Below are 19,190 nucleotides of genomic sequence, written 5' to 3'. Positions count from 1 at the left end.
CGGCTCATGGCGCGGCATCAAAAATTCTGGAGACAGCATGAACAGCCATCCCCTGGACCTCGGCGGCAACGCGCCGGGCGAAGCGCCACGCCGCCCGCTAACCGCGCAAGCCCCGCTTCAAAGCCCCCAAGGCGTCACGCTCAGCAGCTTCATGGACGATATGCCCGTGGGCGCGCTGCATCGCTTCGTGGTGTGGGTGATCGGCATTGGCCTTTTCTTCGACATGTACGAGATCTTTCTCGTCAGCTCGATCGGCGCCGCGCTGCAAAACGAGTATGGGCTCGATGCGCACAGCCTCGCGTTCAAGCTCCTGCTCGCCTCGGCCTTCGTCGGCATGTTTTTCGGTTCGCTCTTTCTCGGCAGTCTCGCCGACCGCATCGGCCGGCGCCGCGCCTTCCTGTTCACGCTCGTGTGGTACAGCGCGTTCTCGCTGTTCGCCGCGTTTTCCGTGAACGCCACCATGCTCGTGGTCTGCCGCTTTCTGACCGGCGTGGGCGTGGGCGCGATCTATCCCGTGGCGGACACGTTCCTCTCGGAGATTCTGCCGAAAGAAAAGCGCGGCCGGCTCGCTGCGTGGGCCTATACCACTTCGTATGTCGCAGTGCCGCTGGTCGGTTTCCTCGCGGTCTGGCTCAACCCGCTGCATCTGGGCGGTATCGCGGGATGGCGCATCATTCTCGCCATCGGCAGCCTGGGCGCCCTGTTCGTGCTGGCCGTGCAGCATCGCCTGCCCGAAAGTCCGCGCTGGCTGCTGGCGCAAGGCCGTGCCAACGAAGCCTATGCGATGCTGGGCCGCTTCGCCCAAAGCGCCGGCGCGCAGATGCCCACGCGGTTCGCCGAACCGCAAACGCGCCAGCACCCGCTGCGCCTCTGCGAGCGCATTGCCGTGCTGCGTCGTGCACCTTATGACAAACGGTACCTCATGCTCGTCGTGTTTCACCTGTTCCAGGCCTTCGGCTACTACGGCTTCGGCACGCTTGCAGGCGTGGTCGTGAAAAGCCGCGGCATCGACGTAACCGGCAGCACGCTGTTCGTGGCGCTCTCGTTTCTCGGCTACCCGATCGGCTCGCTGCTCTCCGTGCCGCTGCTCAACTGGATCGAGCGTCGCACACTCGTGATCGCCTCGCTCATTTCCATTGCGATTTTCGGGCTTGGCTTCGCGTATTCCGGGCAGCCTGCGTTGATCGTATGCTTCGGCGTACTGACGACCTGTGCGTCGAATGTATTCAGCAACGCCTATCACGTGTACCAGGCCGAGATTTTCCCGGCCAGCGTGCGATCGACCGCAATCGGCAGCACGTACTCGCTCTCGCGCATCATGAGCAGCGCCCTGCCGTTCATCCTGTTGCCGGTGCTCACGCAGCACGGCCCGATCGCGATGTTCGGCGTGATCTCCGCCGCGCTGGCCATCGTCGCCGTCACCCTGCGTGCGCTTGGCCCGCTCACTACGCGCCGCAGCCAGGACGAAATCAATCCGGTCTGACCGGCTGATACCTCGAGCGCTGCTCGATCATCGGGGCGGCCGCCGCGTCATGCGGGGCCGCCCCGGTTTTCATTGCACTGCGCGCGCCGACATGTAGTCGAACAGGCTCAAGATGTCCGAGCTCGGCGCACTATCCGCCTTCATCCCCACCCACAGCGTGCGCGTGGCCCACATGTCCGCCAGCTTGATCTTGACGACGCCGGCGTTGCCGCGCTCGTCGCTCACCGCGTCGCGCGGCAGCACGCCGATACCGAGCCCCGCTTCGATCATGCGGAACACACCGTCGAAGTTCGAAGCCTGGATGCGCAGCTTCAGCGACCGTTCGATGGCGAACGCCGCGTCCGTCATGCGCGCGAGCAGCGAGCTGCCGTCGCTCAGGCCCACGTAGTCTTCGTCGAGCGTATCCGCGAAACGGATGACGTCGAGTTCGGCAAAGCGATGGTTGCGCGGCACGAGCAGCACGAGTTCGTCCCGGCGATAGAGCCGACGCTCGATGCCGGGCGCGGGCACGTTGTCGGCGAACACCCCGAGGTCGGCCTTGCCTGCGCCGAGCGCCTCGACGATTTCGTGGCTCAGCCGTTCTTCGAGGCTGACCTTGATGCCTGGATGCTCATTCAGGAAGCACGCGAGATCGACGGGCAGGAACTGCACGATCGCCGACGTATTCGCCCACATGCGCACATGCCCGCGCACACCGGCGGCGTAGTCGCTCATTTCAGTGGCCATGCGATTCACCTGATCGACCACGCGCGTGGCGTGCTCGAGCAGCGCGTGACCCGCAGGCGTGAGATCCACACCGCGCGCGCGGCGAATGAACAAGGCGCAATCGGTCACGCTTTCAAGTTCGGCAATGCGCTTGCTGACGGCCGAAAGCGTGAGCTGCCCGTGCTCGGCGGCCTTGGTGAGGCTGCCATGTTCCGCGACGAGCAGAAAGACCCGCAGCGACTGCAGATCGAAGTGAAGTGGATTGACCATGATGAATGGGGCAAGGCCGCGCGAGAGACGATTGTCCTGCATCGCGGGCTCGGGAGGAAGTACGGAGCGTTGGGTGGAGAGGCGGACGTGCCGGAATGCACGTCCGCGTACCGGCCACGCGGGCCGGCGTGCTCGCCGCTGCGCCGGCGCCCCCCGGTTCAACGGCGAAAACTGGCGAAATGGCTGGGTCGGCCTAAATCAGCTCGGAGATTTCGATGAGGTTCAGGTCCGGGTCGCGCACATAAACGGAGCGGATTTTCTGCGTCGCGCCTGTGCGCTCCACCGGACCTTCGACGATCGGCCAGTGCTTTTGCGCGAGATGCGCGATCACCGCGTCGAGCGGCACCGAAGCGATGAAGCACAGATCGAGCGCGCCCGGCACCGGCACATGCGCCTTCGGCTCGAATTCCGCGCCGCGCACATGCAGATTGATCTTCTGGTTGCCGAAACGAAACGCAAGCCGCCCCGCGCCGAAGGTTTCCAGCTGCATTTGCAGCACTTCCGTATAGAAGTGCTTCGTGGCCTCGGAGTCCACGCAGGTCAGCACCAGATGGTCGAGGTGATCGATCAACGCCATTCTTCGCTCCTTGTCATGAAAACGCCCGCTGTACGGGCATGCCTTGCGCCAGTTCGGGAACCGGATGCAGGTCGAGTCGGCGGCCGGCCTTCAGAATCTGGCTCGGCACGTCGTGGCCGATCAGGCCAGGCAACAGCGCGGCGGCGTCGAGCACGGCGGCAAGATTGACACCGGTGTCGTAGCCGTCGAGTTCGAGCATGTGCACGAGTTCTTCCGTGCACACGTTGCCGCTCGCACCCGGCGCGTACGGACAGCCGCCCAGGCCGCCAAGCGAGGCGTCAAAGCGCACGATGCCCGCATCGAGCGCGGCGAGCGTATTGGCAAGCGCCATGCCGCGCGTATTGTGGAAATGCAGCGTAAGCTCGAGCGCGCCAAACGCCTGCGAAGCGCGCTCGCACAGCGCACGCACCTGGGCCGGATACGCCATGCCGGTCGTATCGCACAGCGTGACGCCCTGCACGCCCAGTTCGGCGAAACGCCGCATCCAGCCGAGCACGTCTTCAACGGGCACGTCGCCTTCCATCGGGCATCCCATTGCTGTGGAGAGCGAAACATTGATCGCCACGCCCGTGCCGCGCACCGCATCGATCACGTCACGCAGCTGCGCGAACGACTGCTCGCGCGTCATGCGCAAGTTGGTGCGATTGTGGGTCTCGCTCACCGACATCACGAGATTCACTTCATTCACGTTGCACGACAGCGCGCGCTCGGCGCCGCGCACGTTCGGCACGAGCACCGTGTAGACCACGCCCGGCACGCGCTCGATACCGTGCATCACCGCCTCGGCGTCGCGCAGTGCGGGAATCGCCTTGGGCGAGGTGAACGAGGTCACCTCGATCTTCGCGTAGCCACATGCGCTCAGGCGATTGATCAGCGCGATCTTGTCGTCGGTGTCGATGAACGCGGCTTCGTTCTGGAAGCCATCGCGTGTCGCGACTTCGTTGAGATACAGCACTTTGCCCTTGAAGCTTTCGTTATATCCGATTCCCATCTCGCCGCTCTCCGTTCAGATCACGCCGCGCTCGCGCCATGCTGCGCGCGTTGCGGCGTCCACGCCTATCGATTCCAGCACCATGTCGGTATGCTCGCCGAGCTTCGGCGCGCTGCGCTCGATCGTGCCGGGTGTTGCGCACAGCTTGGGCACCACGCCCGGCACCTGCACCGCTGTGCCGTCGGGCAAGGTGTCGTCCACGATCATTTCGCGCGCGTGGTAATGCGGATCGGCCGCGATGTCCGCGACGTCGTAGATCCGCCCTGCCGGAATGCGCGCTTCGTTGAGCGCCGCGAGCACCTCGTCGAGCGTCTGGCGCGCGGTCCACTGGCCAATCGCGGCGTCGATGCGCTCGACCTGCGCGACCCGTCCGTCGTTCTGCGCGAGCGCGGGATCGTTGCCGAGATCCGGGCGCCCGATCAGCTCCATCAGGCGCCGATAGATGCTGTCGCCGTTGCCCGCGATCAGCGCGTACTTGCCGTCGCGGCAGCGGTAGGCATTGCTCGGAGCGATGCCGGGCAGGCTGCTGCCGGCCGGCTGGCGCACGGCGCCGAACACCGAATACTCGGGCAACAGGCTTTCCATCATGTTGAAGACCGACTCGTACAGCGCGACGTCCACGACCTGCCCCTTGCCGCCCTGCTGCTCGCGGTGCCGCAGCGCGAGCAGGATGCCAATCACGCCGTGCAGCGCGGAGAGCGAATCGCCGATCGAGATGCCCACACGCACCGGCGTGCGCTCGGGCTCGCCGCTCAGGTGACGCAGGCCGCCCATCGCTTCGGCGACCACGCCGAAGCCGGGCCGGTCGCGATACGGGCCCGTCTGCCCATAGCCCGAGACGCGCAACATGATGAGGCCGGGGTTGATCGCGCTGAGTTCGTCCCAGCCGAGGCCCCAGCCTTCGAGCGTGCCGGGGCGGAAATTTTCGATCAGCACGTCGGTTTGCGCGACGAGACGGCGAATCACGTCCTGCCCTTCGGGCGTGCGCAGATCGAGCGTGATGGACTCCTTGTTGCGCGACTGCGCGGCCCACCAGACCGACGTGCCGTCGTGCAGCAGACGCCACTTGCGCAGCGGGTCGCCCACACCGGGCGGCTCCACCTTGATGACGCTCGCGCCGAATTCGGCGAGCATGCGGCCGGCAAACGGACCCGCGATGAGCTGCCCGAGCTCCAGCACGCGGATTCCTTCGAGTGGTCGTGGCATGGCTGTGTCTCCTCACTGACTGCGACTGACTGTGGGAGACATGATGAACCCGACCGCACCCTTTGATAATCGATGCTTGCTCAATCTGGCTTGAGCAAATGGAAAGGCTGCGAGAGCACTGGAGGCGCCGGTCGGTTTCGCATCCTGCTCGGCATTGCTGTGAATTTCCTCATCGGAAAGTCAGCTGGCGGATCGGGCAAACCACCCTGACGCCCGGTGCGCGACAATACACGTACTGCCCCTCTTTCGCTCAGGCCGGAAACCATGCACGTCGTTTTTCTCGATCGCGCGACACTCGCGCCCCAGACTCAGCTTCGCCCGCTGCCATTCGATCACACACTGGAAACGTTCGAGCGCACCGCGCCCGATGAAGTCGCCGCACGCATCCGCAACGCCGATATCGTCATCACGAACAAGGCGTGCATCACTGAAGAGGCGCTGGCCGGCGCGGCACGCCTGCGCATGATCGCCATCGCGGCCACGGGCACGGACAACGTCGATCTGCCTGCGTGCGCGGCGCGCGGCATCGTCGTGAGCAACGTGCGCGACTACGCCGGCAACAGCGTGCCGGAGCATACGTTCGCGCTGATATTCGCGCTGCGCCGCAGCCTGGCCGCGTATCGCGACGCCGTGCGCGCCGGCCGCTGGCTCGAATCGGGGCAGTTCTGCTTTTTCGATTATCCGATTCGCAATCTCGCGGGTTCGACGCTCGGCGTCATTGGTGACGGCGCACTCGGGCAAGCGGTCGCACAAATGGGGCGCGCGCTCGGCCTGCGCGTGCGGTTCGCCGCGCGCAAAACGCGCAACGACGCGCAAGCGGGCTATGTGCCGCTCGAAACGCTGCTAGAGGAAAGCGACATCATCACGCTGCACTGTCCGCTGACGGCGGAAACACGGGATCTGATCGACGCGACGGCGTTCGCGCGCATGAAGCGGCGGCCCTTGCTGATCAACACGGCGCGCGGGGGACTCGTGAACGAAGCAGCGCTGGTGGATGCACTGCAATCCGGCGCGATTTCAGGCGCGGGTTTCGATGTCGTGACGCAGGAACCGCTGCCTGCCGATCATCCGTTCCAGGCCATCGTCTCGCACCCGGCGTTCATCCTCACACCCCACGTTGCGTGGGCGAGCGATGAAGCCATGCAGACGCTTGCGGATCAACTCGTCGGAAATATTGCGGCTTATTACGAAGGCAAGCCGCGCAATGTGGTCACTGCGGTGGTCACTGCGGTAGTGACTGCGCGTTGAGCGCAAGGCGCGGCAATCGCATCGGGATTGCCCGCGCCTGAAACATCAGGCCATTTCCGGCTGCTTCGCGTGCCAAAATTCATCGACGGCTTGCTTGGCCGACTGCTCGACCACGCTGAGCGCCATCAGCACATCGATCTTCAGCTTGGGAATGGCAAGCTCCACAGAAGGCAGCTTCGCCGTTTCCACTTGTGCATCGACACCTTCCATAACCGCGCGGCACAGCCATTGCGTGTCCGTCGCGTCTGCTTTCGCATCGACAGTGACTCGAAAGCCACGATACTCGACTGCCATATACTTCTCCCAAAACCTGACAAAACGTAATGCTCGCCCCGCCGGACGGCGGTAAGGGGGCGACTATATCACCTCTTTCGTGATGCTTCAGCGAGGTCCGCAGGAAGTCATGAAGCATTCACGAAAAAAACCGCGCCCCCATTCACGCCCTGTTTTAAAGGGCAATTCTGCGGGCGCAACCTCAATCGGGTCGGTTCGGACTTCTGCGCATCAGCTCGCGAGCGTGGCCCGCATCGAAGCCTGCCGCATCGTGCGCCAACCCACGATCGCGAGCGAAACACCCGAGATCACGGCGGCAACCGAAACGTAATACGCGGGCGCGAGCGTATCGCCCGTTACGTGAATCAGCACCTCGGCAATCGTCGGCGCGAAGCCGCCAAAGAGCGTCACACCAACGCTATACGCAATGGAAAGCCCCGCCGAGCGCACACGCACAGGAAAGATTTCCGACATCAACGCGGGCATCGGGCCCGAATAAGCTGCCTTGAAGATGCCCGCCGCGCCCTGGAGCACGAGCAGCCAGCCAAGCGTGGGGTGGCGCTGCAAGAGCGCAAACATCGGATAGGTGAGCGAAGCAAGCAGGATCGACGTGGTCAGCATGATGCGAATGCGCCCGATGCGGTCCGAAAGCGCACCCATGACCGGTGAGAGCACGAACTGCAGGCCGCCGTTGAGCACGACCACGCCGAACGACGTCGCCGCCGCCATATGGAGCTGCTTCACCGCGTACATCGGCATGTAGAGCTGGAGGATATACACGCCGACGGTGGACTGCGCAACGATGCCCACCGCAAGCAGCAGGTTCACCCATTGGCGGCCGAGCCCCGGCTCCTTCGTTGCGTGCGCATCTTGTGTGCTCTGCGCCTGCTGGTTCGCGAGAAATTCGGGCGTCTCGTCCAGATGCGAGCGGATATACCAGCCCACCGGCCCGAGCACGAGCCCGAAGAAGAACGGCACGCGCCAGCCCCACGCCTGCAGTTGCTCGGGCGGCAGCCACCATGCGAGCACGCCGCCGAACGACGCCGCGAGAATCGCGGCCGCGCCCTGGCTCGCGAACTGCCAGCTCGCGTAGTAGCCGCGCTTTGCGGCGCTGTGCTCGACCATGAACGCCGTCGCGCTGCCGAATTCGCCGCCCACCGCGAAGCCCTGCACGAGTCGCGCAAGCAGGATCAGAAGCGGCGCCGCGATGCCAATCGACGCATACGGCGGCATGACCGCCATGGCGAGCGTGCCGGCCATCATGAGCGCGATGGCAAGCGTGAGCGCCGCCTTGCGCCCCTTGCGATCGCCGTAGATGCCCAGCACGATCGCGCCGAGCGGGCGCATGAGGAAGGAAATGCCGAAGGTGCCGACCGCGAGCAGCGTGGAGAGCCATTCGTCGTGCACGGGAAAGAACTGCTTCGCGATCATGGGCGCGAAGTAGCCGTACACGAGAAAGTCGAACCACTCAAGCGCATTGCCGATCGACGAGGAGAACACGATGCGGCGCACCATGCCGCGGCTGAGCGGCGCTCTCGAAACCGTTGAACCGGTCTCCATGTCAGTCTCCTCCATTTTTATTTGGTCTACTCATTGTTGGCCGTGAACCGCGAGCGAGACATTCCCGCTCGCGGCACACGTTGCGCGCCGCTTAAAAGCCCGCTGCGAGCCCGTCGCGACGCGTATCGCTCGCGGCCACATAGCCGCGTTCGGGGTCGTTGCGATCGAGCTTCCAGATGAACTGGCCCGAGCCGAAGTCCATGTACGGATCGTCGATGCCCTTGATCTCGTGGCCGAGCCCTTGCAGCGCGCGCGCCGTCTGCGGGTTGAAGGTCGATTCGATATCGAGCGTGAAGTCGCGGTTGACCTTCCAGCGCGGCGCGTCGCACGCGGCCTGCGGCTGCTGGCCGTAATCGAGCATGCGCACGACCGACTGCAAATGCCCTTGCGGCTGCATGTCGCCGCCCATCACGCCGAAGCTCATGACCGCCTCCTCGCGGCCGTCCACCTGCTGCGTGAGGAACGCCGGAATGATGGTGTGGAACGGGCGCTTGCCGCCTTCGACGACGTTCGGCGAGACCGGGTCCATCGAAAAGCCGCAGCCGCGGTTCTGCAGCGCGATACCCGTGCCCGGCACGACCACGCCCGAACCGAAGCCCATGTAGTTCGACTGGATGAAGCTCACCATCATGCCGTGCTCGTCCACGGCGGAGAGATAGATCGTGCCGCCCGAGCGCGGCATGCCGAAGTCGAACTGCGTTGCGCGCTTCGGGTCGATCAGCTTCGCACGCTCCTTGAGGTAGGCGTCGTCGAGCATCTGCTCGGGCGTGACTTCCATCGAACGCGGATCGGCAACATAGCGATAGACATCGGCGAACGCGAGCTTCATGGCCTCGATCTGCAGATGCTGCGATTCGAGGCTGTCGAGCGCGAGCGAGCCCATGTCGAACTGTTCGAGAATGCCAAGCGCGATGAGCGCGGCAATGCCCTGCCCGTTCGGCGGAATCTCGTGCACGGTGTAGCCGCGATAATTCTTGCCGATCGGCTCGACCCACTCCGGACGATAGTTGCGCAGGTCGTCCAGCGTGAGCGCCGCACCGCCTTCGCGCGCGAACGCGGCGATGCGCTCGGCGAGTTCACCTTCGTAGTAGTCGCGCGGGCCGTGTTTCGCGAGGCGCCGCAGTGTGGCGGCATGGCCGGGGAAGCACACGCGCTCGCTCACTTCAGGCGCGCGGCCGCGCGGCATGAAGGTCTCGGCAAAGCCCGGCTGATTGTGCAACTCGGGAATCGCCGCCTGCCATTTGCGCGTGACGATGGTCGCCACCGCATGGCCGCGCTCCGCGATCTCAATGGCCGGCTCCATGAGGTCCGCGAACGGCAGCTTGCCGAACTTCGTATGCAGCGCTTCCCAGCCCGCGATCACGCCCGGCACGGTTACCGTGTCCCAGCCGCGCTTGGGCTGCTTCGCGAGGCCGTTCTCCTCGCCGTATTTGCGGCGGAAATAATCGACGCTCCACGCCGCCGGCGCATTGCCCGACGCATTCAGGCCGTGCAGCTTCGCGCCGTCCCAGACGAGCGCGAAACAGTCGCTGCCAAGGCCATTCGATACCGGCTCGACCACGGTAATGGCGGCTGCGGCGGCGATCGCCGCGTCGACGGCATTCCCGCCCTTCCAGAGCATGCGCAGTCCGGCCTGCGCGGCGAGCGGATGCGAGGTGGAAACGATATTGCGGGCGAACACCGGCAGGCGCGGCGTCGGATAGGGGTTTTGCCAGTTGAAGCGCGTCATGGAAGCTCGAATTCCGGTAATGAACGAAAGCAGCGGCTCGCGCCCCGCCGCATTCAGTTGCGGCGCGCACGGCTCACGCCGATCTATCGATTATCTTGAAGGATCTGGCAAAAAAATATTAATATTTTATTCTCGTTACTTAAGTTTTATTTACATGCTCACCCTACGCATGCTGCGCACTTTGCAGGCCGTCGCGCGCAGCGGGTCGTTCGCCACGGCCGCCGAGAAAACCGCGCTCACGCAGGCGGCCGTGAGTCTGCAGATGCGTGGACTCGAGGAAGCGCTCGGCCGCCAGATCTTCGACCGCCGCGCGCGCCAGGTCGCCCTCACGCGCGAAGGCCGCGAGATCTGCGCGAAGGTCGAGCACATTCTCGCGCTGATCGACGAGTTGCCCGCCAGTGCCGGCGACACCATGCGAGGCTCGATCATCATCGGCGCGGTGGTGTCGGTGATCGGCGCGCTCTCGCTGGCCGTCGCGCATCTGAAAACCGGCCACCCGGAACTCGAAGTGCGCCTCACCTCGGCGCGTTCGAACGAACTGGCGCGCATGGTCGAAGACGGCGACGTGGACCTCGCCGTCGTGGTCGGCAGTGCCGATGGCTCGCTGCACGAGTCGCTCGCGTGGTCGCCGCTCTACGAAGAACCGCTGATGCTTGTCACGAGCCGCGCGACGCCCGGCGACGATGCGCGCCGCATCCTGCGCGAGCGCAGCTTCCTTCGTTTCGACCGGCGCGTGCCGACGGGCGTCGTGATCGACCACGCGCTGACCGAGTTAGGTATCGAACCGCTCGAATATCTGGAACTGAACTCGATCGAAACGATCGTCTCGCTGGTGCGCAACGACGTGGGCGTGAGCGTGCTGCCCGTCTTGCAAGGCGGCAAATGGCGCAGCGATCCGAATTTGCGGCTCGTCCCTCTACCCGGGCGGCCGTTCCTCCGCACGGTGGGCATGATTCACCGGAAAGCGCACAAGCAGACGTTGCTCACACAAACGATTGCAGACATGCTGCGTCGGTGACAGAACGCGTTGCTGCGACCATCTGTCATGCACATTCCTCAGTGGCCTATGAACAGGCGCGTCGCGGGCGCACAACCATGTCGTTAGAGCCGCGCCTGGGTTGACCCGACTCAACCCGAAAGTAAAATGAAAGCTCTGAAAAACAAGAGCAGTCGAGGCTACCCGCCTCTCATCGCTCGACAGGCCCCGCTCTCGCTCTTACCGGAGCATGAGAATTAGTTAGTCATCCAAACTTACTTGCCGGAGAAAAACGCATGAAAGTCAGAACTCGCACCGTTGCCGTCGTCGCCATCGTGATCAGCGCCCTGTTTGCGGGCCAGGTGTTCGCACAAACCGCCGCACCGGCAGGCAACGAAGGCCAGCCCCCCGCCACGGTGACGCACAGCGACCCGATCGTTCAAAAGCGCATGGAAGTTCGCGAAGCCAACCGGCAACAGCGCGCCCGGACCGCGGAAGCGCGGCAGACCTTCAAGCAGGAAGCGCGCGATGCACGAACCGAGCGCAACCAGTCGGCGCAAGACTCGCGCGCCCGCGCCCAAGCCGCGCTCGACGCGCACTAAGCACGCTAAGCGCACGAAGCGCGTCTCCCAACGCGTTCGCCCCGAAGCTGGACGCCTGGCGTGGTGCCTGCCACGCCAATCGCGTAAGCTAACGTCGTTGCACGCCCACTCGCGAAGCCCCGCGCTTCGCGCCTCGAAGCGGGATCGACACGGAAAAGCGAACGCTCCATGCAAAGATCGCTCATCGCGCTGACTGCAAACGGGTTGCCGAAACTGAGCGCCACGACGCTGCGGCTATGCGCCATCGCGCTTGCCACCTGTCTTGCCGCGTGTCAGGAATTGCCGCCGCTCGGCGAGCGCACGCAAACCACGGCGCTCACGGCAGAGCAAGCGCGATCGACTCAACTTGGCGCGGCCGTAGCGTCCGAACTCGCGACCCACCCCGACTTCACCGGCATCGACGCGCTCCAGAATCCGCTCGACGCCTTCGCCTCGCGCGTGGCGCTCGTGCGCGCCGCCCAGCGTACGCTGGACGTCCAGTACTACATCTGGCGAGACGATCTCACCGGCACGCTGCTGCTCGAAGAACTGCGCGAGGCCGCCGACCGCGGCGTGCGCGTGCGCCTGCTGCTCGACGACAACGGCATTCCGTCCTCGCTGGACCCCACGCTCGCCGCACTGAACGTGCATCCCAACATCGAGGTTCGCCTCTTCAATCCGTTCGTCACGCGCAGGCCCAAATACATCGGCTTCGTCACCGACTTCTCGCGCCTGAACCGGCGCATGCACAACAAGTCGCTCACGGCGGACGGCGTGGCGACCATTCTGGGCGGACGCAATGTCGGCGACGAATATTACGGCGCGACCGACGGCGTGGTGTTCGCCGATCTCGACGTGCTGGCCATCGGCCCCGCCGCCACCGACGTTGCGCACGACTTCGACCGTTACTGGGCCAGCGCCTCGTCGTACCCCGCGTCGCAAATCCTGCCGTACACGGCGCCCGATGCGCTCGACACGCTCGATCGCGCAGCGCTTGCCGCGCGCACCGACCCGGCCGCCGCGGAATACATCGAATCGCTGCGCAAGACCACCGACGTACGCCGTCTGCTGGACGGCACGCTGCCGCTCGAATGGGCGAAGACGCAACTGGTCAGCGACGACCCGGCGAAAGCGCTAGGCACGGCGCCCAAAGACACGCTGATCCTCAGCCAACTGCATGAGATCGTGGGCGATCCGCACCGTGAACTCGATCTGGTTTCGCCGTACTTCGTGCCGGGCAAGGTGGGCACGGAATACTTCACCCAGCTTGCCGCCCAGGGCGTGACCGTGCGCGTGCTGACGAACTCGCTGGAAGCCACCGACGTTGCCGCCGTTCATTCCGGCTATGCGCGGCGCCGCGTGGCGCTGCTCGAAGGCGGCGTGGAGCTGTTCGAGCTGCGGAGCGCGGCCGGCAAAGAGAAGGGCAAAGGCGCTGGCAGCGGTCCGTTTGGCAGCTCGGGCTCGAGCTTGCACGCCAAAACCTTCGCCGTGGATGCGGAGCGCGTATTCGTCGGCTCAGTGAATTTCGACCCGCGTTCGGCCAACCTCAATACCGAACTCGGGCTCGTGATCGACAGCCCCGTGCTCGCCACCCAGATCGAAAAAGCGTTCTGGACGCGCGTGCCGCAGCTCGCCTGGCAGGCGCATCTGGACGAAAACGGCAAGCTCTACTGGACACGCCTTGACGGCGATACGGTCGTTCGCTACGACACCGAGCCGAACACCAGCTGGAACCAGCGCATGAGCGTCTGGTTCTTCTCCATCCTGCCTATCGAGTGGCTGCTATAGGCCACGGCGCGCCACGACAGGCGTGCATTGGCGTCAAAAGGGTTATCCCCTATTTCACCGAAGTTGTCTATTCAACATGATGCGGACATCCCCCTTATCCGGAGCCGTCCGTGGCCATGCCTGAATCCGTCGCCAGTCTCGAATCCGATGGGCGCAAGTTGCTGGAAACGCGCTCGATCGACTACATCCCCGAAGCTGAGCGTCACGGCAGCCTGTTCAGCCAGTTCACGCTCTGGCTTTCCGCGAACCTCCAGGTCACGGCGATCATTACCGGCGCGTTGGCCGTCGTGCTCGGCGGCGATGTTTTCTGGTCGCTCGTCGCGCTATTGATTGGACAACTCATTGGCGGCGCGGTCATGGCGTTGCACGGCGCGCAGGGCCCGCAACTCGGCCTGCCGCAGATGATTTCGAGCCGCGTGCAATTCGGCGTCTACGGCGCGGCCATTCCGATCGTGCTGGTTTGCATCATGTACGTCGGCTTTTCCGCGAGCGGCACGGTGCTCGCCGGCCAGGCCACCGCGCAACTGCTCAACGTTTCCGATACGGCGGGCATTTGCCTGTTCGCGGCGCTCATCGTCGTGCTGACGCTGCTCGGCTATCGCTCGATTCACTTCGTTGGCCGCATTGCCAGCGTGATCGGCGTGCTCGCGTTCATGTTCATGTTTGCGCAGCTCTTCGCGCACCATGACGTCGGCGCGCTGCTGGCCAACCGCCATTTCTCGATTGCGAGCTTCCTGCTTTCCATGTCGCTTTCGGCTTCATGGCAGATCGCATTCGGCCCCTACGTTGCCGATTATTCGCGCTACTTGCCGCGTTCGACTTCGCCCGCGCGCACGTTCCTCGCGGTCGGGCTCGGCTCGGTAATCGGCGCGCAGGCCGCGATGGTGTTCGGGGTGTTCGCCGCCGCGCTCGCGGGGCACGCATTCGCGCATCACGAAGTGGCCTATATCGTCGGCCTTGGCGCGAGCGGCGCGGTGGCCGCGATGCTCTACTTCAGCATCGCCTTCGGCAAGCTCACCGTCACCACGCTCAACGCGTATGGCAGCTTCATGTCGATGGCGACGATCGTGAGCGCGTTTCGCGCGAAACGCGCGATCTCCACGCGCCACCGTTTCGTCTACGTCATCGGCATGGTCGGCATCTCGACGCTCGTCGCGCTCGCGGGCCGCCACTCGTTTCTCAAGGAATTCACGGCGTTTATTCTGTTTCTGCTCGCGTTTTTCACGCCGTGGAGCGCGATCAATCTCGTGGACTTTTACTGCTTCACGCGCTCGCGCTACGACGTGCCGGCGCTCTCGAACCCCGACGGCCGTTATGGCCGGTGGAACACCAAGGCCATTGGCATCTACGTGCTCGGCGTGCTCGTGCAATTGCCGTTCATCTCGACGAGCTTCTATACGGGGCCTTTCGTCGATGCACTCGGCGGCACGGACATCTCGTGGATCCTCGGCCTGATCGTGCCGGGCGCGCTCTATTACGCCGCCATGCGCCTTACGCCGCCGGTCATTCCTGAACGCCTGATCCTGCCGGTCGAGCAGGAGTAAAGCCAGCGGCGCGAAGCGCCGCCCTCCCTCATCGTGCCAGCTACGCTGCGGCTAACTTCAGGCCGCAGCTTCGTTCAACGTCTGGATGGCCTCCAGCGCGCCGCCCACCATCTCGCGCAGCACGGGCTGGACTTTCTCCGCAAGCGCGGGGACATAATCGAACGGCGCCGCTTCGTTCATGTAAACGGACTGGCACATTTCCAGCTGGATCGCATGCACGCCGTCCTGCGGCGCGCCGAAATGGCGCGTGATGTAGCCGCCCTTGAAGCGTCCGTTCGCGATCCACGTATAGCCGCTCGCCGCCGCCGCGCGTTCCGCGCGCGCCTGCACCGCGGCGTTCACCGTGCGTCCATCCTGAGTGCCGATGTTCAGGTCGGGCAACTTGTTGTCGAACAGACGCGGCAGCACGCTCGCAATCGAATGCGCCTCCCACAGCAGCACATTCGCGTGCGCTGCGCGCAGGCGCTTGAGTTCGGCGGCGAGCGTGTCGTGATACGGCTGCCAGAATGTCTGCACGCGACGCTGGCGTTCCGGCGCGTCGGGCACACAGCCGTCGCGATAGAGGGGCTCGCCGCGAAACGTTTCGGTCGGGCACAGCGACGTGGTGGTCTGGCCGGGATAGAGACTCTCGTCGTTCGGCGGCCGGTTCAGATCGATCACATAGCGCGAAACGCGTGCGCCGAGCACGGTCGCGCCCAGCTCCTTCGCAAAGGCGTAAAGGCGATCGAGATGCCAGTCCGTATCGGCAACGGTCAGCGCCGCGTCCGTGTACTGGCCGTGCATCGCGGCGGGAATGTGCGTGCCCAGATGAGGGATCGAAATGATGAGCGGCGCCGTGCCGCGTTCCAGCGAAAAGATATCGGTCATCGAAAGTAGTCTCGTGAATGGCGGGTGCGTTTAACCCCCGCGTTCAACCCTCGGCCAGCAGCCTGGCGAGCGCCGCGCGATAGTCGGCGTAAAGGCGCGCTTCGTCGCGATGGCGGCGCGCCTCCACGACCTTCACGCCGCCCGCGTAGACGTCGAGCACCGGCGTTTCGCCATGCTCGCAGAAGACGACCGACGAGAGCCACGTGAGCGGCTTCTGCCCGGCCAGATTCGGATGCTCGGCGTCGAGCACGATCCAGTCGGCGCGCGCGCCTGCCTTCAAGGCACCGACCTTGCGCCCGGTCGCCTGCGCGCCGCCTGCGAGCGCGCCTTCGAAGAGCCGGTCCGCCACTTGCGCCTGATGCGGCGCAGCCAGCACGTTGCGCTCGCGCCGTGCGAGCCGCTGACCGTATTCGAGCAGGCGCAGCTCCGAGCGCCAGTCCACGCCGATATGGCTGTCCGAGCCCACGCCGAACGCGCCGCCGGCGTCGAGATACTCGCGCGCGGGGAAAATGCCGTCACCGAGATTCGCTTCGGTCGTGAGGCACAGGCCCGCAATCGCGCCGCTTTGCGCGAGCGCGGCAGTTTCGCGCGCGTCGACGTGGGTGGCGTGAACGAGGCACCAGCGCGCGCTCAAATCGAAACGATCGAGCAGCCATTGCACCGGCCGCGCGCCTTCGGTCGCGAGACAAGCCTCGACCTCGGCAGTCTGCTCGGCAATGTGAATATGCACCGGCGCGCCCGGAAGCGTGCGGTCGAGACCTTCCAGCAGCGCGCGCAACGAGTCGTGCGAAACCGCGCGCAGCGAATGCGGCGCAACGCCGTAGCGCAGTGCGCCATGCTCGGGCCGCCATTCGCGCAGCGACTCGACGATGCCAAGCAACTGTTCCGGTGTGTTGATGAAGCGGCGCTGATCGTCGCGCGGCGCCTGCGCGCCAAAGCCGCTGTACTGATAGAGCACGGGCAGCATCGTCATGCCGATGCCGGTGACGTCCGCCGCGTCCACCACGCGTTGCGCCAGTTCGGCGGGGCTCGCATAGCGCTGGCCATCCTTGCCATGATGCACGTAGTGGAATTCGCAAACCGACGTGTAACCCGCCTTCAGCATCTCGACATAGAGCCAGCGCGCGATCGCGCCGAGATCGTCGGGCGTGATGCGCGCGGCGAAGCGGTACATGAGGTCGCGCCAGCTCCAGAAGCTGTCGGTAGGATTCGCGCGATATTCGGTGAGACCCGCCATGGCGCGCTGAAACGCATGCGAATGAAGGTTAGGCATGCCAGGCGCAAGCGGACCTGCCGCGCGGGCAACGCCTTGAGGCGCCTGCGCCAGGTCGGGGGTCACGCTGCGCAGCGTGCCCGCCGCGTCCCATTCGAGCAGCACGTTGCGGCGCCAGCCGTCGGGCAAGTACGCGTGCTCGGCAAAGAGCGCGCGCGAAGTCGGATTCGTTTCGATGGTGTGATTCATGCGTGAAATAGCGCTCAAACGCGACGCTCGAATGCGCGACGCTCAAAAACGGTCTCGCCGCCGCGCACCACACGTGCGCAGAGCGGACGCCCGATCCAGTAGGCCAGTTCAGCAAGCGACCGCACCGTCCACACAGCGAAGTCTGCGGGACGGCCGGCCGCGAGCGTGCCATGACGCCCGGCGTCGCCGAAAGCCTGCGCGGCATGCCGCGTCACGCCCTGCAACACCTCGGGCACCGTCATGCGGAACAGCGTGGTCGCCATGTTCATCATGAGCAGCAGCGAGGTCGTGGGCGACGTGCCGGGATTGCTGTCGGTGGAAATGGCGATCGGCACCTCGTAGCGCCGCAGCAAGTCGAGCGGCGGAAGTTGCGTTTCGCGGATGAAGTAGTAAGCGCCCGGCAGCAGCACCGCCACCGTGCCCGCTTCTTTCATGGCGGCGACGCCCGCTTCGTCGAGAAACTCCAGATGGTCGGCCGACAATGCACCGTGACGTGCGGCAAGCGCCGCGCCGCCGCTATTGGAAAGCTGCTCGGCGTGCATCTTGACCGCGAGCTTGCGCCGCGCGGCCGCCTCGAACACGCGCTCGCTCTGCGCGAGCGAAAAGCCGATTCGTTCGCAGAACACATCGACGGCGTCCACGAGCCCCTCGTCGGCGAGCGCCGGGAGCATGCGCTCGCACACTTCGTCGATATAGTCGTCGGCACGGCCCGCGAACTCGGGCGGCAATGCGTGCGCGCCGAGAAAGGTCGTGCGCACCGTGACCGGGTAGCGCTCGCCAAGCTGACGCGCAACGCGCAGCATCTTGCGCTCGCTTGCCAGATCGAGGCCATAGCCCGACTTGATTTCGACAGCCGTGACGCCTTCGGCGAGCAACGCTTCGAGGCGCGCTGCGGACTGCGCGAACAGCGTGGCTTCGTCGGCCGCGCGCGTGGCGCGCACCGTTGAGACGATGCCGCCGCCCTGGCGCGCGATTTCTTCGTAGCTCACGCCCGCGAGGCGCTGCGCGAATTCATCGGCGCGCTGACCGCCGTAGACGAGGTGCGTGTGGCAATCCACGAGACCGGGCGTGACCCAGGCACCGCCCAGGTCCTCGCGCGGCCACTCGGCGAACGGCGCGGGCAAGTCGGCAGCGGCGCCGAGCCACGCGATCTTGCCGTCTTCCACTGCAATCGCCGCATGCTCGACGGTGTGGCCCGGGTCGCCATGCGGGCACAGGTTGAGGTTTTGCCAGAGAGTGCGTTTCATCAGGTATGCACAGCATCGCGCGATGCCGTTTCCGTAGTGTCTTGCAGTGGCGCGTCCAGCACATCCAGCGCCACGGCGAGCAACGCTCCCGCGCCGCGCGTTTCGATGTGCAAGGGACGTTGCGCGTCGAGCGTATCGATGCGCAGCGTGTCGCCCGCTTCGAGGCGCACGCGGCGTTCCGCGTCCACGCGCACGTCCTGCTCGCCTTGCGCGCAGTACAGCAATACCGTTTGCGCATGCATGCTGCGCGGCCCGTTTTCGCGCCACACTTCGAGCGTGCCGCGCGCCGCACCACGGCGCACCATCAGGTTGAAGTCGCGCGTGGCGCCGCTCACGAGGCGCGCATCGATCGCGGCTTCCCCCGCGAAACGCGCAACGTCGAGAGGCTGCGTGAGCGCATGCGTGCGGCCCGCTTCGTCGAGCAGCATGCCCGCCCCTTCGAGCAGCACCAGCGTACGATCAACGCCCTCGAAACGCGAGAACGGCCCCGCCTGCGCGACATCGGCCACGCTCACGCGCCACGCGAACGTGTCGAGCGACGCGCCAGCGTGCGAGGCCACATGCGCCACCGCGATTTCGCGCGTGACGCCGCCGCCGTTCTTCCACGGCGACGCCACGAGCGCCGCGCCACGCAGCAGCGTGAGCCGCGCCGCCTGCACCGCGCCGCCTGCCACTTTATGGCC

General features: G+C 65.3%; 17 protein-coding genes. 6 read left to right on the top strand and 11 right to left on the bottom strand.

What is annotated here, in order from left to right; translation table 11 throughout:
- Positions 1-37: 37 nt before the first annotated feature.
- The gene (locus tag U5A58_RS22485; RefSeq protein WP_321963072.1) at positions 38-1,483 is read left to right on the top strand and encodes an MFS transporter; all 1,446 of its coding nucleotides are present in this window, start codon (positions 38-40) and stop codon (positions 1,481-1,483) included.
- A 69-nt stretch (positions 1,484-1,552) separates the two neighbouring features.
- Here U5A58_RS22485 and U5A58_RS22480 read toward each other — a convergent pair whose 3' ends face one another.
- The 4 genes from U5A58_RS22480 to U5A58_RS22465 form a co-directional block, all read right to left on the bottom strand.
- A complete protein-coding gene (locus U5A58_RS22480) occupies positions 1,553-2,458 on the bottom strand; it encodes a LysR family transcriptional regulator (RefSeq protein WP_321963227.1) in 906 nt (301 codons plus the stop codon).
- A 193-nt stretch (positions 2,459-2,651) separates the two neighbouring features.
- Positions 2,652-3,035, bottom strand: coding sequence for a VOC family protein (locus tag U5A58_RS22475; RefSeq protein WP_321963071.1), 384 nt, complete (start codon positions 3,033-3,035; stop codon positions 2,652-2,654).
- Between the two features lie 13 nt (positions 3,036-3,048).
- Positions 3,049-4,026 carry a hydroxymethylglutaryl-CoA lyase gene (locus U5A58_RS22470; protein WP_321963070.1) on the bottom strand — a complete coding sequence of 326 codons (978 nt, stop codon included), beginning with the start codon at positions 4,024-4,026 and terminating at the stop codon, positions 3,049-3,051.
- 15 nt (positions 4,027-4,041) lie between these two features.
- The gene (locus U5A58_RS22465; RefSeq protein ID WP_321963069.1) at positions 4,042-5,232 is read right to left on the bottom strand and encodes a CoA transferase; all 1,191 of its coding nucleotides are present in this window, start codon (positions 5,230-5,232) and stop codon (positions 4,042-4,044) included.
- Positions 5,233-5,496: 264 nt separating this feature from the next.
- Here U5A58_RS22465 and U5A58_RS22460 point away from each other — a divergent pair, with 264 nt between their 5' ends.
- Positions 5,497-6,480, top strand: a complete 984-nt coding sequence (locus U5A58_RS22460) for a D-2-hydroxyacid dehydrogenase (RefSeq protein ID WP_321963068.1) — start codon at positions 5,497-5,499, stop codon at positions 6,478-6,480.
- A 45-nt stretch (positions 6,481-6,525) separates the two neighbouring features.
- Here U5A58_RS22460 and U5A58_RS22455 read toward each other — a convergent pair whose 3' ends face one another.
- From U5A58_RS22455 to U5A58_RS22445, 3 genes are all read right to left on the bottom strand, one after another.
- The gene (locus U5A58_RS22455) at positions 6,526-6,774 is read right to left on the bottom strand and encodes a hypothetical protein (protein WP_321915477.1); all 249 of its coding nucleotides are present in this window, start codon (positions 6,772-6,774) and stop codon (positions 6,526-6,528) included.
- 210 nt (positions 6,775-6,984) lie between these two features.
- Positions 6,985-8,313, bottom strand: a complete 1,329-nt coding sequence (locus U5A58_RS22450) for an MFS transporter (RefSeq protein ID WP_321963067.1) — start codon at positions 8,311-8,313, stop codon at positions 6,985-6,987.
- Positions 8,314-8,404: 91 nt separating this feature from the next.
- Positions 8,405-10,042 (bottom strand): gamma-glutamyltransferase family protein, encoded by a 1,638-nt coding sequence (locus tag U5A58_RS22445; RefSeq protein ID WP_321963066.1) that lies wholly within the window; start codon positions 10,040-10,042, stop codon positions 8,405-8,407.
- A 154-nt stretch (positions 10,043-10,196) separates the two neighbouring features.
- Between U5A58_RS22445 and U5A58_RS22440 the strand changes: the two genes are divergently transcribed.
- From U5A58_RS22440 to U5A58_RS22425, 4 genes are all read left to right on the top strand, one after another.
- Entirely contained in the window at positions 10,197-11,060 is an 864-nt protein-coding gene (locus U5A58_RS22440; protein ID WP_321937139.1) for a LysR substrate-binding domain-containing protein, read from the top strand.
- A gap of 254 nt (positions 11,061-11,314) precedes the next feature.
- Positions 11,315-11,620 (top strand): hypothetical protein, encoded by a 306-nt coding sequence (locus U5A58_RS22435; protein WP_321963065.1) that lies wholly within the window; start codon positions 11,315-11,317, stop codon positions 11,618-11,620.
- 168 nt (positions 11,621-11,788) lie between these two features.
- Positions 11,789-13,387 (top strand): phospholipase D family protein, encoded by a 1,599-nt coding sequence (locus U5A58_RS22430; protein ID WP_321963064.1) that lies wholly within the window; start codon positions 11,789-11,791, stop codon positions 13,385-13,387.
- A 116-nt stretch (positions 13,388-13,503) separates the two neighbouring features.
- Positions 13,504-14,931: a cytosine permease gene (locus U5A58_RS22425; RefSeq protein ID WP_321963063.1), complete on the top strand. Its 1,428-nt coding sequence runs from the start codon at positions 13,504-13,506 to the stop codon at positions 14,929-14,931.
- A 57-nt stretch (positions 14,932-14,988) separates the two neighbouring features.
- On the opposite strand, the gene hutG is transcribed toward U5A58_RS22425, so the two are convergent.
- Genes hutG through U5A58_RS22405 form a run of 4 tightly spaced genes read right to left on the bottom strand, consistent with a single transcriptional unit; the run spans position 14,989 to position 19,181 of the window.
- Complete coding sequence (gene hutG / locus U5A58_RS22420) at positions 14,989-15,798, bottom strand: N-formylglutamate deformylase (RefSeq protein ID WP_321963062.1); 810 nt, start codon at positions 15,796-15,798, stop codon at positions 14,989-14,991.
- Positions 15,799-15,841: 43 nt separating this feature from the next.
- The gene (locus U5A58_RS22415; RefSeq protein ID WP_321963061.1) at positions 15,842-17,260 is read right to left on the bottom strand and encodes a formimidoylglutamate deiminase; all 1,419 of its coding nucleotides are present in this window, start codon (positions 17,258-17,260) and stop codon (positions 15,842-15,844) included.
- Between the two features lie 14 nt (positions 17,261-17,274).
- Complete coding sequence (hutI, locus tag U5A58_RS22410) at positions 17,275-18,507, bottom strand: imidazolonepropionase (protein WP_321963060.1); 1,233 nt, start codon at positions 18,505-18,507, stop codon at positions 17,275-17,277.
- The gene (locus U5A58_RS22405) at positions 18,507-19,181 is read right to left on the bottom strand and encodes a HutD family protein (protein WP_321963226.1); all 675 of its coding nucleotides are present in this window, start codon (positions 19,179-19,181) and stop codon (positions 18,507-18,509) included. The genes hutI and U5A58_RS22405 overlap by 1 nt, the downstream gene beginning before the upstream one ends.
- Between the last annotated feature and the right edge of the window lie 9 nt (positions 19,182-19,190).

It is taken from the genome of Paraburkholderia sp. J7 (assembly GCF_905220155.1).
Lineage (GTDB): Bacteria > Pseudomonadota > Gammaproteobacteria > Burkholderiales > Burkholderiaceae > Paraburkholderia.
Note: the sequence above shows the minus strand (reverse complement) of the source record. Positions and strands in the feature narration are given on the sequence as shown.

Excerpts from the sequence above, each read along its gene's own strand:
- U5A58_RS22445 (WP_321963066.1), bottom strand. The coding sequence starts at position 10,042 with ATGACGCGCTTCAACTGGCAAAACCCCTATCCGACGCCGCGCCTGCCG.
- U5A58_RS22460 (WP_321963068.1), top strand. The coding sequence starts at position 5,497 with ATGCACGTCGTTTTTCTCGATCGCGCGACACTCGCGCCCCAGACTCAG.
- U5A58_RS22480 (WP_321963227.1), bottom strand. The coding sequence starts at position 2,458 with ATGGTCAATCCACTTCACTTCGATCTGCAGTCGCTGCGGGTCTTTCTG.
- U5A58_RS22455 (WP_321915477.1), bottom strand. The coding sequence starts at position 6,774 with ATGGCAGTCGAGTATCGTGGCTTTCGAGTCACTGTCGATGCGAAAGCA.
- U5A58_RS22415 (WP_321963061.1), bottom strand. The coding sequence starts at position 17,260 with ATGAATCACACCATCGAAACGAATCCGACTTCGCGCGCGCTCTTTGCC.
- U5A58_RS22470 (WP_321963070.1), bottom strand. The coding sequence starts at position 4,026 with ATGGGAATCGGATATAACGAAAGCTTCAAGGGCAAAGTGCTGTATCTC.
- U5A58_RS22450 (WP_321963067.1), bottom strand. The coding sequence starts at position 8,313 with ATGGAGACCGGTTCAACGGTTTCGAGAGCGCCGCTCAGCCGCGGCATG.
- U5A58_RS22485 (WP_321963072.1), top strand. The coding sequence starts at position 38 with ATGAACAGCCATCCCCTGGACCTCGGCGGCAACGCGCCGGGCGAAGCG.
- hutI (WP_321963060.1), bottom strand. The coding sequence starts at position 18,507 with ATGAAACGCACTCTCTGGCAAAACCTCAACCTGTGCCCGCATGGCGAC.
- U5A58_RS22440 (WP_321937139.1), top strand. The coding sequence starts at position 10,197 with ATGCTCACCCTACGCATGCTGCGCACTTTGCAGGCCGTCGCGCGCAGC.
- U5A58_RS22425 (WP_321963063.1), top strand. The coding sequence starts at position 13,504 with ATGCCTGAATCCGTCGCCAGTCTCGAATCCGATGGGCGCAAGTTGCTG.
- U5A58_RS22475 (WP_321963071.1), bottom strand. The coding sequence starts at position 3,035 with ATGGCGTTGATCGATCACCTCGACCATCTGGTGCTGACCTGCGTGGAC.
- hutG (WP_321963062.1), bottom strand. The coding sequence starts at position 15,798 with ATGACCGATATCTTTTCGCTGGAACGCGGCACGGCGCCGCTCATCATT.
- U5A58_RS22435 (WP_321963065.1), top strand. The coding sequence starts at position 11,315 with ATGAAAGTCAGAACTCGCACCGTTGCCGTCGTCGCCATCGTGATCAGC.
- U5A58_RS22430 (WP_321963064.1), top strand. The coding sequence starts at position 11,789 with ATGCAAAGATCGCTCATCGCGCTGACTGCAAACGGGTTGCCGAAACTG.
- U5A58_RS22465 (WP_321963069.1), bottom strand. The coding sequence starts at position 5,232 with ATGCCACGACCACTCGAAGGAATCCGCGTGCTGGAGCTCGGGCAGCTC.